The sequence below is a fragment of the Candidatus Desulfosporosinus nitrosoreducens genome (genome assembly GCF_030954495.1).
GTDB classification, from domain to species: Bacteria; Bacillota; Desulfitobacteriia; order Desulfitobacteriales; family Desulfitobacteriaceae; genus Desulfosporosinus; species Desulfosporosinus nitrosoreducens.
The window spans coordinates 69,077-83,159 of record NZ_JAVHUW010000041.1 but is presented as its reverse complement, the minus strand read 5'-3'; the positions used below and the strand labels follow the sequence as shown (position 1 = coordinate 83,159).

General features: G+C 46.4%; 14 protein-coding genes and 2 riboswitches. Of the genes, 11 read left to right on the top strand and 3 right to left on the bottom strand.

What is annotated here, in order from left to right; genetic code table 11:
• The first annotated feature begins 15 nt into the window (after positions 1-15).
• From REC12_RS07605 to REC12_RS07585, 5 genes are all read left to right on the top strand, one after another.
• On the top strand, positions 16-771 hold the full coding sequence (locus REC12_RS07605) for an ABC transporter ATP-binding protein (protein WP_308893309.1): 756 nt from the start codon (positions 16-18) through the stop codon (positions 769-771).
• Complete coding sequence (locus tag REC12_RS07600) at positions 768-1,538, top strand: ABC transporter permease (protein ID WP_308893308.1); 771 nt, start codon at positions 768-770, stop codon at positions 1,536-1,538. Before REC12_RS07605 ends, REC12_RS07600 begins: the two co-directional genes overlap by 4 nt.
• A 101-nt stretch (positions 1,539-1,639) precedes the next feature.
• Positions 1,640-1,987, top strand: coding sequence for a bacillithiol system redox-active protein YtxJ (gene ytxJ / locus REC12_RS07595; protein ID WP_308893306.1), 348 nt, complete (start codon positions 1,640-1,642; stop codon positions 1,985-1,987).
• Between the two features lie 211 nt (positions 1,988-2,198).
• Positions 2,199-3,953: an ABC transporter transmembrane domain-containing protein gene (locus tag REC12_RS07590; RefSeq protein ID WP_308893305.1), complete on the top strand. Its 1,755-nt coding sequence runs from the start codon at positions 2,199-2,201 to the stop codon at positions 3,951-3,953.
• Position 3,954: 1 nt separating this feature from the next.
• Positions 3,955-5,727 carry an ABC transporter ATP-binding protein gene (locus REC12_RS07585; protein ID WP_308893303.1) on the top strand — a complete coding sequence of 591 codons (1,773 nt, stop codon included), beginning with the start codon at positions 3,955-3,957 and terminating at the stop codon, positions 5,725-5,727.
• 45 nt (positions 5,728-5,772) lie between these two features.
• Here the strand turns inward: REC12_RS07585 and REC12_RS07580 are convergent, their stop codons facing one another.
• Together REC12_RS07580 and REC12_RS07575 are read right to left on the bottom strand one after the other, a co-directional pair.
• Positions 5,773-5,967, bottom strand: a complete 195-nt coding sequence (locus REC12_RS07580) for a PspC domain-containing protein (RefSeq protein WP_308893302.1) — start codon at positions 5,965-5,967, stop codon at positions 5,773-5,775.
• Between the two features lie 363 nt (positions 5,968-6,330).
• Positions 6,331-6,504 (bottom strand): DUF1540 domain-containing protein, encoded by a 174-nt coding sequence (locus REC12_RS07575; protein WP_308893301.1) that lies wholly within the window; start codon positions 6,502-6,504, stop codon positions 6,331-6,333.
• A 170-nt stretch (positions 6,505-6,674) separates the two neighbouring features.
• Between REC12_RS07575 and REC12_RS07570 the strand changes: the two genes are divergently transcribed.
• From REC12_RS07570 to cbiD, 6 genes are all read left to right on the top strand, one after another.
• Complete coding sequence (locus tag REC12_RS07570) at positions 6,675-7,493, top strand: flavodoxin family protein (RefSeq protein WP_308893300.1); 819 nt, start codon at positions 6,675-6,677, stop codon at positions 7,491-7,493.
• Between the two features lie 89 nt (positions 7,494-7,582).
• Positions 7,583-7,757, top strand: a riboswitch (cobalamin riboswitch).
• 95 nt (positions 7,758-7,852) lie between these two features.
• Positions 7,853-8,593: an AIR synthase related protein gene (locus REC12_RS07565; RefSeq protein WP_308893299.1), complete on the top strand. Its 741-nt coding sequence runs from the start codon at positions 7,853-7,855 to the stop codon at positions 8,591-8,593.
• Between the two features lie 76 nt (positions 8,594-8,669).
• Entirely contained in the window at positions 8,670-9,185 is a 516-nt protein-coding gene (locus REC12_RS07560) for an ECF transporter S component (RefSeq protein ID WP_308893297.1), read from the top strand.
• A gap of 27 nt (positions 9,186-9,212) precedes the next feature.
• Positions 9,213-10,979, top strand: coding sequence for an ABC transporter ATP-binding protein (locus tag REC12_RS07555; RefSeq protein WP_308893296.1), 1,767 nt, complete (start codon positions 9,213-9,215; stop codon positions 10,977-10,979).
• Positions 10,979-11,791, top strand: coding sequence for an energy-coupling factor transporter transmembrane component T family protein (locus tag REC12_RS07550; protein WP_308893295.1), 813 nt, complete (start codon positions 10,979-10,981; stop codon positions 11,789-11,791). Before REC12_RS07555 ends, REC12_RS07550 begins: the two co-directional genes overlap by 1 nt.
• Before the next feature lie 184 nt (positions 11,792-11,975).
• The gene (gene cbiD, locus REC12_RS07545; protein ID WP_308893293.1) at positions 11,976-13,151 is read left to right on the top strand and encodes a cobalt-precorrin-5B (C(1))-methyltransferase CbiD; all 1,176 of its coding nucleotides are present in this window, start codon (positions 11,976-11,978) and stop codon (positions 13,149-13,151) included.
• Between the two features lie 24 nt (positions 13,152-13,175).
• Here cbiD and REC12_RS07540 read toward each other — a convergent pair whose 3' ends face one another.
• Complete coding sequence (locus REC12_RS07540; RefSeq protein WP_308893292.1) at positions 13,176-13,580, bottom strand: YtxH domain-containing protein; 405 nt, start codon at positions 13,578-13,580, stop codon at positions 13,176-13,178.
• Positions 13,581-13,899: 319 nt separating this feature from the next.
• Positions 13,900-14,081, top strand: a riboswitch (cobalamin riboswitch).
• Positions 14,082-14,083: the final 2 nt, after the last annotated feature.

Below are 14,083 nucleotides of genomic sequence, written 5' to 3'. Positions count from 1 at the left end.
AGGAGATAATAATCAGTGATTGACGTAGCGAATTGTGATCTGGCCTATAGTCAAGGGGCACTGCCGGTCAAGGTCTACTCTGATTTTAATTTGAAAATTGATCCGGGGGAGAGCCTCGTGCTGATTGGCCCGTCAGGGTGTGGAAAAAGCACTCTTCTTTATCTTCTATCGGGGTTGTTGAAGCCCAGCGGCGGGGAAATCAGAATTTGGGGCGAACCTTTGCGCAAGACTCGCCAGAAGACAGCCATAATTCTTCAGGAGTACGGGCTTTTTCCTTGGCTGAATGTGGAACAGAATGTTCGCCTGGGGTTAAAGGTAAGGCATCAGCCTAAAAAAGTTTATCGATATATTGTCGATGAAATGATCCACAAAATGGGGCTAACGGAAGTAAAGCATCATTTTCCCAGCCAATTAAGCGGCGGGCAGAAACAAAGAGTTGCTTTAGCCAGGGCTTTGACCTTAAAGCCGGATTTACTTCTGATGGATGAGCCTTTATCCGCCCTCGATGCTTTAACACGAGAGCGGCTCCAGAAACTTTTATTGGAAATTTGGCAAGAGCAGAAGCTGACTACAGTTCTGGTAACTCACAGTATCGAAGAAGCCGTTTTTTTAGGCAGCCGTATCCTCGTTCTGAAAAATGGCCGCCCCACGCAGATCGTGGGCGAAATCTTTAATCCTCAAGTAGGGCAAAGCGGTTATCGCCAAACTTCAGAGTTTTTCCAGAAAGCCAGCTACATTCGCTCTCTTTTAGAAGGGGGAAGCGCAGAATGACCCGAGGCAAAAGAGAGCTGCAAAAACAACTTCTGGGCTATTTGGGAGCCGGATTATTCTTGCTTCTGCTTTGGCAGTATGCTTCCTGGGCCCTTAAAACACCGTTATTTCCGACACCGGGCTCTGCTTTCAGAGCCACGGCGCGCTTGTTAACTGTCAGTCTGGGAAAACATCTCTGGATCAGCACCTATCGAGTTGTGCTTTCTACCTTAATTTCCTTGCTTCTAGGGCTTCCCGGCGGTTTGCTAATGGGATATGAGCGGAGAATTGACCGTTTTTTAGCCCCGCTGATTTATATTTTGTATCCGATTCCGAAAATCGTCTTTCTTCCTTTAATTCTTTTGTTCCTGGGTCTGGGGGACTCATCGAAAATTTTCCTGATTACCTTTATTGTTTTTTTTCAAATTCTAGTCACAACAAGGGATGCCGTGCGTAAAGTGCCCGCCGAAACAATTTCTTCTCTGCGTTCTCTGGGAGGGAGCCGGCTGCAAATCTATAGGTATGTACTTTTACCGGCAAGCCTGCCGGATGTTCTCACTTCCTTGCGCCTCAGCATGGGAACCGCTATCGCCGTTTTATTTTTCGCAGAATCTTTTGCCACCACGGAAGGTCTGGGCTATTTTATTATGGATGCCTGGAGCCGGGCCGCACCGGACGAAATGTTCGCCGGAATTATCATGATGGGATTATTGGGTGTAGGGCTGTTCATTATTGTCGACCTTTTAGAAACAGTTCTTTGCCGCTGGCAGCATCTCAAGAATTCTTGATTTTCAGATCCTGCCTTCGCTGAAAAGGCAGATTGAAGTTTAATCTAGCCCTAATCCGGCGCTGTTTTTAAGATACCGCTTTAACTAAAGGAGTTGAGTTTATGGCTGAATTAAAGGAGTTAACAACATCTCAGGATTTCCAAGCGGCACTGGAGGAGTCTTGCCGCCGCAAGGTTCTGATTTTCAAACACAGCACCCAGTGTCCTATTAGTGCCCATGCCTGGCAGGAAGTCAGAAATTATCTCCAGCAAACTGCCGATGATGTTCTAATTGTTATGATCAAAGTTATCGAATCCCGTTCTCTTTCTAATCAGGTCGCTAACGATTTAGGAATCAAACATGAATCTCCTCAAGTGATCCTCTTGAGGGATAAAAATGTACTTTGGCATACGTCGCACCAAGCAATCACTCTGCTTAACCTTATCCAGGCTTTAAACAACAACGGCTAGCCTTCGGAAGCCTTTCATTCTGTTCAAGAGTGAAAGGCTTCTTCTTTTTATTTAAGGACACTTATAACCTGAATTTAATCAAACTTTGGAACAGGGGCAAGCCTTTTTATGCTATAATTTTAGCACATCCAGCGCGGCTGACTTTATCTTACAGTAGTAGCTTTGCTATTTTGCGGTGTGAATTCCTTGGCCAAATACGAGAGGAGATTATATGCTTCTTTTTAAAGATCTGATGTGGTTTTTTAAATTAGAAAAGAAAAGCTACAGTGTAGGAATTGTTATGTTAGTCTTTGTTGCTGTTCTCAATTTATTTCCGCCTTATGTTGTACGTGTGCTTGTTGATGGCGTAAGTCATAACAATCTGACTTTGAAATCCTTGCTGCAATGGAGCTTGTGGCTGGCAGGAACAGGCTTGGTGGTTTATGGCTTAAGATTCGTCTGGCGTTTAATGATTTTCGGCGCTGCAAGCCGCTTAAGCAGGCTGCTGAGACAACAACTCTTTGACCACTTTACGCGCCTGTCTCCGCAATTTTATCAGCAGCACCGCACCGGAGATTTAATGGCCCATGCCACCAATGACATTCAAGCCATTGAAACAACGGCAGGCATGGGGGTATTGACCTTCGTGGACTCCCTGACAACCGGCGGACTGGTAGTTATTTCCATGGCTATAGTGATTAGTTGGAAGCTCACCCTCATCACCTTACTGCCTATGCCTTTGATGGCCTGGTCCACCAGCCGCTATGGTACGATGCTTCATCAGCGATTCCACCGGGCCCAGGCAGCTTTTTCCGATCTCAATGACAAAGTACTGGAAAACATCACCGGAGTTAGAGTCGTCAAGGCTTTCGGCGAAGAGGAAGCGGAGACAGAAGCTTTCCGGAGGCTGTCCGCCGACGTTGTTGAGAAGAATATTGCCGTTGCCAAGGTAGATGCCCTCTTTGACCCCACAATCCAGCTCATCATCGGGTTTTCCTTTTTCCTGGCTCTTGTTTTCGGCGCCAAGGATGTAGTTAAGGGGAACCTGACTTTTGGTCAGCTCACTCAGTTTACGATTTATCTGGGACAGTTCATTTGGCCTATGCTGGCCTTCGGCTGGCTTTTTAATATCCTGGAGCGCGGCCGGGCTTCTTATGACCGGGTCCATAGTTTACTGAACATCAAACAAAACATCTGCGAGCGGGAAGAAGCAAAATCCTCTTTGCCCATGGGAGATGTTGAGTTCCGCCAAGCCACCTTTACTTATCCCGCAACAAGCACGCCTGTTTTGCAAGACCTGAATGTTCTGCTGCGCTCCGGGCAAACTTTGGGAATTGTCGGCAAAACAGGGAGCGGGAAGACAACCTTCCTGAGACTTCTCCTGCGCGAATTTGACCTTTCCGGCGGAGACCTGCGAATTGGCGGAACTTCAATTTACGCTGTCACCTTAGATGCTTTACGTAAGACAATAGGGTATGTGCCTCAGGATCATTTTCTCTTTTCTATTTCCATTGCCGAAAACATAGCTTTTGGCAAACCGGAGGCATCTTTGAGGGAAATTCAGAAGGTGGCCAAGATCGCGGATATTCATAACGATATTGAACGTTTGGCAAAGAATTATGACACCTTGGTCGGAGACCGGGGAGTTACCTTGTCCGGAGGGCAAAAGCAAAGAATATCCATTGCCAGGGCGCTTTTGACAGAACCGGAAATACTGATTTTGGACGATTCTCTGTCCGCTGTCGATGCTAAGACGGAAAAATCAATTTTACAGGGGCTGCGGGAAGTCCGGACTCAAAAAACCACCTTTATATCCTCCCATCGTCTCAGTGCCGTTGAACACGCGGATTTAATCATTGTCCTTAAAGATGGTCAAATTTCTGAACAAGGTTCTCATGCCGAGCTTATGGAACTCGATGGTTGGTACGCCTCAACCTATCGAAGTCAACAGATAGAATCTTCGCTTGAAGAAGGGGAGGGGGATTGAAATGATCATTCGCCGCCTGCTGAGGTATCTGGCTCCCCACAAAAAGGCCTTAACGCTTGCTTCTGCTCTTCTTTTACTGGCCACCTTTGCGGATGTCGCAGGCCCGATTCTGGTCAAAATTTTTCTTGACCAGCATTTAGTCCCCCGCTCTTTTGACCGCCCGGCCCTTATATTGCTCGGAAGTGCGTATTTAGGCCTGAACATTCTTTCTGCTGGCTTGCACTACCGGCAATTAGTCAGTTTCAATCAAATCGCGCTTGAAGTGGTCCAGCAGCTCCGGATTGACGTTTTTAGTCATGTTCAAAAGTTGGAATTTAAGGTTTTTGACAAGACACCGGCCGGCGCTTTAATTTCTCGCATTACCAACGACACTGAAGCCATTAAAGAACTATTTGTCGGAGTTTTGGCGGCTTTTGTCCAAAATATTGTCTTTATTCTCAGCGTTTTTGGGGCAATGTTCAGTTTGGATTTGCGGCTGGCGGCCTTTTGTTTAGTTTTGCTTCCCATCATTATCGGCCTGATGTATTTATACCGCAAGGTTAGCATCAAAGTTTACCGGGTTATGCGCAAAGAGCTGAGCCACCTCAACGCTAAACTGAATGAATCGATACAGGGTATGTTTATCATTCAGGCCATGCGGCAGGAGAAACGTTTTCGTACGGAATTTCAAAAGATCAACAACGCTTACTACCGGGCCTCTATGACCAATATCCGTTTGGAAAGCCTTTTTGTTCGTCCGGCCGTCGATTTAATCTATACCTTTGTCCTCATCCTGGTTTTAAATTATTTCGGCTTTCAATCTCTGTTCGGTCCCATTCAAATAGGTGTGCTTTACGCTTTTATCAATTACCTTGAGCGCTTTTTTGAACCGATTAACATGATGATGCAAAGGTTATCTCAACTCCAGCAGTCTTTAGTTGCCGCCGAACGGGTTTTTGAATTACTGGATGACCGGCGCCTGGCCGCAAGTGTCAAGCCCCGGGCCCTGCAATTCATTGAGCGGGGGAAGATAGAATTTAAAAATGTCAGCTTCTCCTATGACAGCTTGGAAAATGCTGTGCCGGATGTTTTGCAATCCGTCAGCTTTACCGCCCACCCCGGTCAGACAGTGGCTTTAGTCGGACACACCGGCAGCGGCAAAAGTACCGTAGCCAATCTTCTCATGCGCTTTTACCCGGTCACACGGGGGGAAATTCTCATAGACGGGATTTCACTTGCCGAAATTTCCGATCAAGAGCTGAGAGCCAAAGTTGGTCTTGTCGCCCAGGACCCCTTTTTATTTGTAGGCGACATTTCCAGCAATATTGCCCTTGCCAGATCATCTGTGCGCAAGAAAGAGATAGAGGAAGCAGTTGACTTTGTTCAGGCGGAAGAATTTGTCCGCAAACTTCCTCAAGGGTTCCAAGAACCGATCGGAGAACGAGGGGCAACCTTGTCCAATGGGCAGCGCCAACTAATCTGTTTCGCCCGCACCATAGCCGGTAATCCCAAAATTCTGGTTTTGGACGAGGCAACAGCAAACGTGGATACGGAAACCGAAGAAGCGATTCAAACAGCTTTAAGCAAGATGCGCAAGGGTCGTACGACCATCGCTATCGCTCATAGACTTTCGACCATTCAGGATGCCGATCTGATTTTAGTCCTGCACCACGGAAGAATTGTCGAGAGAGGTAGCCACGCTGAACTTTTGGCCACAGAAGGACTGTACTATAAAATGTTTATGCTTCAACAAGGAGAAGCATCAGTGAAAAACAGCCGGTTAATTTCCTCTTGATTTCCGGCTGTTCCTTAAAATTATAAATTTAGTTTATTTCTTAAGTTATGTGATTCGTTTCTCACTGGGAATTATGAACCAAGCGGCAAGATAAGCCAGAAACCCTGTTCCTCCCACTAGGAGAAGGAGTAAAGCTCCCAGGCGAACAAGACTGGGATCGAGGTCTAAGTACTCGGCAATACCACCGCAGACTCCTCCTAATTGTTTATCATGACTGGATCTATACAAACGTTTGGACATTCCTTTTCCTCCTCTTACCTCGAAATCATCGTTTCTTAAGGCACTTTGACGGCAGTCTCTCACCCCTTAATACGCATACGCTGAATTAAATGTTACAGGCCGGAAAAGAAAACTTTGCCGCAGCGCCCGGAGACACTGGCTTCGGAGGGGCAGTACAGCGGAGAAGCGCCGGCCCGGATGTCCGGGTGTTCCTGAAGCCAAGGATGGCGAAAAGGGGCCGTCCGGCGCAGGCGACCGCCTGTTGCCTTTATGCTGAAGTATAATGCAGGTTTAAAAATAAAAAGTATAAGGCTTGCCTTGAAACAAGCCTTATACTTTATAAATCAAAAAACTTTTGGAAACCTGAAAACAAACTAATAAATGTTATTCGGGAAGAAAGGTGGCGCAGTCAGTCATCTCAGAGCTTTGAGCGTTCGGAGCGTGAACTTCGATCTTCTCGGCATGACAGTGATCTCCTGTACCATAATAGTGACAGGTATTAACAAGACATTTAATTCCGCCATTAGGTTGAGGCATTTTTTTAGTTTGTCCGGACATGTGAATTCCTCCTTAAATTAGATTCTCTAGTATGGTTTCCATTTTAGCCGATTTAATGACTTCCACATTCTACCTGAAAATTTGGTATAATAAACTGAAATTCCTTTCAAATATTCAAAATTTTCATCACGATAGGTTGCCAAGATATCTGGAAAAAGGGGAGAGAGATTATGAAAAAAGTCCTAGGACTTATTGCTTCACAGCGAAGATTAGGCAATGGCGAAGTCCTTATCAAAGAAGCTGCCGCCTCAATCGGAGAGGAAGTAAAACTGGAGCTTCTTAAACTGCCGGAATTCAACCTTCAGCCCTGCAAGGCCTGTTATGCCTGTTTAGTTCCGGATCAACGCTGCCCCCTTAAGGATGATTTATATTCGATTTTTGAGCGCCTAAAAGAGGCGGATGGGATCATTGTTTCTTCTCCCTGCTATGCCTTAGGTCCCGCGGGAATAACCAAAATGCTGGGGGACAGGATTATTGCGCTGGCTCAGCATCTCGATGAAATCTGGGGGAAACCCTGTGTGATTATTGGAACTGCGGGAATCAAAGGGTGGGAGGGATATACCCTGTCTGCTTTAATTGCCAATGCCCGGTTTCTGGGGTTGAATGTTAAGGATGCCCATATGTTTATTGGCGCCCTTCCAGGCGAAACTTTATTAAGACCTGAGGCCCAAGAGCGCATACAGTCTCTCGGAGCGTCCTTGTTCGGCGAGCCTCACTCCTTGGAAGCGGGGCAATGTCCCACATGCTGGTCCGATCTCTGGAAGTTTCCCCAACCTGATCATGCCGTCTGTCCGTTTTGCGGTCAGGAAGCGACTATCCTGCCGTCTGCTGACGGCAAAGGTCTGCGCTGGCTGTTCGAAGCTCAAGCCAGCCGCTTCAACCAGGACCATCTAAAAGAGCATTTTCAGGTTTGGTTAAGGGATCAAGTCCGGGAATTTGGCAAACGCCGCAAAGAGCTGGCAGTTGTACGGAATCGTTATAAAGGGTAGAAGTCTTGAATAACCCCGAATTCAGAGTAAAGCTGAAGATTGAAAAAACTCTTGTCTTCTGGCTCTCCATAGATTAAAATACGATTAACTCAATAGTTATTGTTGTAGGTGCCCTTGAAAAGGGAGAATAGGGAACTGGGTGAAAATCCCGGACGGACCCACCACTGTAAATGAGGAGATTTATACATTGACCACTGGGAAACCGGGAAGGAGTATAAGTCGTTGATTCTAAGTCAGGAGACCTGCCTATAATGTAAATGACCTGGATCAAGGTAAAGTTCACGGTCAATTTTCCTAATTCTTCAGGGAGGGAAAATTGATTGTGAACTTTTGCTTTTAGGGGGAAAGGAGGAGAGACATTGGGATATCGAGGTCGGGATATTGAAGTTGTTGCGATAAACCCGGAACAATATCTTGTAGCTTCTTGTGATTCTTGCGGGGCGATCGGCTTAAAAATTCTCGATGTGGTCCAAGTTCCCTGGACTATCACGGGAAGACTGACGGCCCGGGTAGCTTTGCTGGAAATTTTAGCTGTAGGGGCGGGCCCTCAAGTTATGACTGTGGCAATTTCCAATGAACCTCAGCCGACGGGTGAAGAACTATTAAAGGGGGTGAATGAAGAGTTGGCCTTCGCCGGACTGACCCTTCCTATGGCTATCAGCACGGAAAAAAACATGAAGACTCAGGAAACTGCCCTGGGGATCAGTGTCGTTGGCCTGGTTGGGCAAAAACAATTGCGGATTGGCACCTCACAGCCGGGAGACGAGGTCTTTTGTTTAGGTCTGCCTAAAGTCGGACCTGAAGCCGCTAACCCTGAGGACCCTGAAATTATCCAGTTAATGCACCTGAAGCGGCTTTTAGGAATTTCAGAAATTCATGACATGATCCCCGTCGGTTCGAGAGGAATTCGTGCGGAAGCCGATCAACTTGCCTCAAATAGTCATAGCCGGCTGCTTGTTGATCCGTCTTGTCCCTTAAATCTGGCTAAATCGGCCGGACCTTCTACCTGTCTGATTCTTTCCGCGTCCCGCCCGGTAACCGGTCCTGTTTTTTCGGATTTTAAACAAATGCCTATCCATAAAATCGGAAAACTAATCTAAACGGTTTTTAACAATACCGCGCTTAGCTCTTTGCTTTCAGACAAACACTTAAGCTTGTTTAAGGAGGAATAAATTCATGAGTCAAATAAACCCGGAATTTAAAGATGTCAAACTATCCGCCTGGAATGTCAGACGGCTTTCCATCATGGCTGTTTTTATTGCCTTGAGCGCTGTGGGAGCCTTGATTAAAATCCCAAGTCCTGTCGGAACTATTGGCATGGATTCAGCGCCGGGATTTTTTAGCGCCTTAGCCTTTGGCGGCAGCGAAGGGGCAGTCGTTATTTCCTTAGGTCATTTATTGTCATCCGCGGTGGTCGGCTTTCCTTTAACAATTCCTGTCCATCTCTATATTGCTTTTCAAATGGCTCTCTGGGCCTTGGTCTATCGCTGGGTAAACAAAACTCTGGGACTCATACCGGCAGTCATCGCCGGCATAATTCTCAACGGAGTTGTCTCTTCTTTTGCTATGGTTCCGATCATGGGTATGGGCGGCGCTCTGGGTGTACTTCCTTTTCTGGTCGTCGGCTCAGCTCTTAATGTGATTATTTCTGCGATCGTCTATAAAGCCATAAAGGGCAGCAGACTAATTTAAACTCATAAGGAGGAAACCTTAGAAGCCGTGGAAATTGCAAAAGCTGACGGAGAATCAGCAAAGGACATAGCCATTGAACTGACAAACCTTTCTTATCATTATCCCAACACTGAGGAAGCCGGTTTAAAAAATATATCCTTAAGCGTGAAAAAGGGGAAATTCATCGTACTGATGGGAAAAACCGGCGCCGGAAAAACGACGTTAAGTTTATGTCTTAATGGGCTTATCCCCCAACTTTTAGGAGGGAAACTGACAGGTCAAGTAAAAGTTGCCGGCCGGGATGTAAGCAAAACTCCCGTACAGTTAATGTCCAAATTCCTGGGGCTCGTTCTCCAAGACCCGGAAACCCAGCTTATTGGCCGGACAGTCGAGGAAGACACGGCTTTTGGTCCCCGCAACCTTTCAGTACCCTTGGCAGAGATTCAGCAAAAAGTTGATCATACCTTAGAGAAAGTAAAACTTAAGGGCTACAATCAGCGCTTAACTGAAGAATTATCCGGCGGAGAGAAGCAGCGCTTGGCGATTGCCGGAGTTCTCGTGATGGAACCCCAGGTTTTAGTGCTCGACGAGCCGACTTCGGAGCTTGATCCTATAGGACGAGCGGAAATTTTGGCAACGTTGGACGATTTGCGCAAAAAGAAAGATTTAACCATTTTGTTGCTGGAACATTCCAGTGAAGATGTGATCCAAACAGCAGATGAGGTTGTGGTTATCAGTGGGGGCGAGATAATCTGGCGGGGTGAACCCGCACAGCTTTTTCGCAATATTCCCCTCCTGCAGCAACATGGCCTAAGGCCTTTACCAGTTAGTCTCATAGGCTGGAGGTTTTATGAAAAAGGATGGATTCCCCTGGACAATATCCCCTTAGACATCCCTTCAGCGGAACGCTTAATCAGAACCATGCTCTTCAAGTATGGGCAAGGCAGGAAAAATTTCAATGTGTCTCAGGACAGGAAGTACTTTTCCGCCTCTGAGGAAAAAGCTGTGCAGGTTAACAACCTTTCTTATCAATACAATTCAGATCAACCTGCTTTAAGCGGAATAAACTTAACCATAACAGCCGGTGAATTTGTAGCTTTAATTGGTCAGAACGGCGCCGGCAAAACCACGTTAGCCCGGCATTTAAATGGCCTTTTGCAACCAACAAGCGGAGACGTCTTTGTCCAGGGCATGAACACGAAGGAGTATGATACCTCTGATTTGTCAAAGACAGTGGGATATGTCTTCCAAAACCCGGATCATCAGATTTTTTCAGCGACGGTAGAGAAGGAATTGGCATATGGCTTGAAAAATGCCGGTTTTAAAGATGTGGAAATCAAGGATCGCCTTAACCAAGTTCTAAAAGACACGGGATTAGAACAATATCGGCAAGTTCATCCTTTCACCCTGGGGAAAGGAGAACGGCAAATGATTGCCGTTGCCTCAATCCTTGTGCTGAAGCCTCAAATCCTAATTATTGACGAACCAACGACAGGTGCTGACTGGTCTGGAGTTCAGGCGATCATGACATTAATTCAACAGCTTCATCTTAGCGGGACAACAATAATTATGATTAGTCATGATATGGAGCTAGTTGCCCGTTATGCTCAGCGGGTCGTTGTTTTGCATGAGGGCGGGATTTTGCTCGATGGTCATCCCCGGGAGGTCTTTGCCAAGGAAAAGGTTCTGTTTGAAGCCGCTATAGTTCCACCTCAGCTTTGCCGCCTTTCCCTGCGTTTGAGAGATATTTTTCAGGAGATTCGGCTCGAACCGGAAGAATTCACGGCGCTGTTGGAAAGCGAGGAAATACCATAATGTTTGTCGGCTATGCACCGGGAGATACCATAATCCATCGTCTGGATGTCCGCACCAAAGTGCTTGGCTTCGTGGGGATGATCGCTGTTTCTTTTATGTTTCAGGACCCTGTTTATCAGCTGGCCATCGTCGCTGCAGCAGGTTTTTTAGCTCTCTGGACAGGTATTCCTTTGGGCAGAATCGGGAGAATGATAATTCCCTTACTGCCTATCGTTGTTTCGATTATTCTCCTCACGGGCTTTACTTTTGCACCGCAGCGTTTCGAACAGGTCTCCAGTCAGAAAATCCTTTTCTATCTTTTCCCGGGAAAACGTTTAGGGGCGTCCGTCGGGGGATTTTTGCTCGGTACTACGTTTCTCCTCCGCTTATGGAGTATGTTAATGGCTTCCTCAGTTCTAACTTCAACCACGTCTCTGGAGGATTTTACACAATTTTTTCTTAAAATGAAGGTTCCCGCCGAAATATCCATGATGATTACAACCGCCCTGCGCTTTATCCCCATATTAGATAAAAAACGCCGGCTTATTCTGGAAGCCCAAAAAGCAAGAGGAACCAAATTTAACGGCCAGGGAATTACCGGCTCCATTCGTTCCTATCTCCCAATTATGATCCCCTTATTTATTAACTCCATATTAATGGCCAACTCCCTATCCATGGCTATGCTTAACAGAGGGTACGGCAGAACGCGGGCCTGGACTCCCAACTGTCAAAAATCCTTGGCCTTGAGGGATTTCCGGGCCATGTTTCTGATTGTTTTGGCAATGATGGGGGCCATTTTTGCCCGTTTCAAGCTGCACCTTGGGGTTTTGTAAAGAATAGGCCGGTCTGCCTTGCCCTTGCCGATTCGTTGCACTTCGGCAAAGCATAATTTATAATTTTATTGTTGCTCCGGGTAAATAATGAGCTTATTGCACAGTTCACAATATCGCTTTAACGACCTGAGGATTTTTCAGCAATCCATCAAGAATATTTAGCTTGGATATAGGAGTATGAATTATGGCCCGAAATAAAGATCGACATACTTGGCGCGAAGGGTATACGACAGGGAGCTGTGCCGCCGGCGCCGCTAAAGCGGCCTGCTTTCTTCTGCAAGGGGAGGATTTGCCTGAACGTGTAGAGATTCCCTTGCCCGGCAAGGCACGCTTGACACTGCCGGTCCATACCGGACAATTGAGAGATTTAGAGGCCACTGCCAGCATCCTTAAAGATGGCGGGGATGACGCGGATATCACGGACGGTTTGGAAATTCGCGCGCTGGTGCGCCGGCTTTCGCCTCAAGGGGATGTCCACATTCGCGGCGGTCGGGGTGTAGGAACTGTTACCAAAAAAGGATTGGCCCAAGGTGTAGGGGAAAGCGCTATCAATCCTGTTCCTCGGGTCATGATTCGGGACGCTGTGCGGGAGGTTTTTCCTCAGGCTGAGCTTGAAGTCACAATAGAAGTTCCCGAGGGAGAGGCAACTGCCTTGCGCACTCTTAACCCTCGCCTGGGTATCGTCGGAGGAATTTCTATTCTTGGCACCAGCGGAATTGTCCGTCCGATGTCCGAAGAGGCCTTTAAAACCTCGATCTTACCGGAATTAGACCAGGCTGTGGCTTACGGACATAAAACCATTGTTCTGACTCCCGGACATTACGGGTTTCGCGTGGCGACAGAGTGTTTTAAAGTTCCGGCCGAAGCTGTCATTCAAATGAGCAATTTTGTTGGCTTTCTTCTGGAGGAAGCCGCTTACCGGAAGATCGAAGGGGTTATATTATTAGGACATATCGGCAAATTGATTAAGGTCTCAGGCGGGATTTTCCATACTCACAATCGTGTTGCCGATGCCCGCGCGGAAATTTTATTAGCTCACGCCGCACTTGCCGGAGTACAAGAGGACACGCTTAACTACCTCGCCGAGCTGCCCACAGCCGAAGGGGCTGCTCTGGAACTTTTAAATCTTGATCAACAGGCAGTGCTTCACCATTTAGCCCATTTGGCCAGCAAACGTGCTCAGGCCTTCACGTTTGACCAATTGCGAGTTGGAACGGTTATGACCCTGTTAAACGGTCAACCCATCGGTTGGGATGCCATAGCCCAAGATATTGTCAAGGAGCAAGGTTGGACTTGGGCGGTCAATCCGTATTGTCAGCTGATCTGTGAAGAGAAAAGGAAGCCCCCGGATACAGAGTGAGCTTCCTTGTTGTTAATTTAGAGATTACGGCAGGGTTTCAATATCATCCGCAAAGTTGATGTTCGGGGATTCGGTGAATTCGGCCGGACTAATTTTGGCCTCAGGCTCGGGAGAGGTTTCTTCCGGGGCAGATTGAGTAATATCAATGTAACCTACCTTACTTGGCTTTAGATCATGAAATAGCATTTGGAGGTCCGCTTTGATTTTTTTGCCTTTATTAACTAAGTCAGTGCTCTTTTGCTTTAAGGCTTCCGCATGCTGAGACGTAGTATCTTCAACTTGCTCAATAAGGACTTCGGCTTTATTTTGAATGTCTTTGCGCAATGCTTTGCCGCTTTTAGGGGCAATCATTACGCTGACAAGGGCACCAGCCGCTCCCCCGATGAGCGCAGCGACAGCAACCGTACCCATATTTTTGTTTTTGGGCATTTATCATAAGCTCCTTTCTTACGTGTTTCTGCATTGCTATCTTATTCTAAAAAAATATTGAGGTGCCAGTTTTCTTTTGGTAAAATACCTAAAATAAGGATAAAAGTTCAGTAATAAATAAATCTTTTACCTCAATATGGATGTAATTGTAAACAAACTGTTAATGCTGTGGGACGAAGGCCTTTAAATTTTAAAATGCTTTAAATTAATAAACCCTAAGAAGATTTGAATCTTCTGTTTTTAAATTCTTTTGAAAAAGAGGAATTTAGCATATACTTATAGAATTATTTAACTACAATTCAAATTCAGAAATGAGAATTAATTCAATAATACTTAAGGCTCCTTTGCAAGGAGAATTTTGAAGGGGAAATCGGTGAAAATCCGACACGGTCCCGCCACTGTGAACGGGGAGTTCTTTCCCGCTGTCTTGGTTCGAGTCGAGATAGTGGGAAGAGAATGATGATCTGAAGTCAGGAAACCTTCCTTAAGTAAATCACAAACCT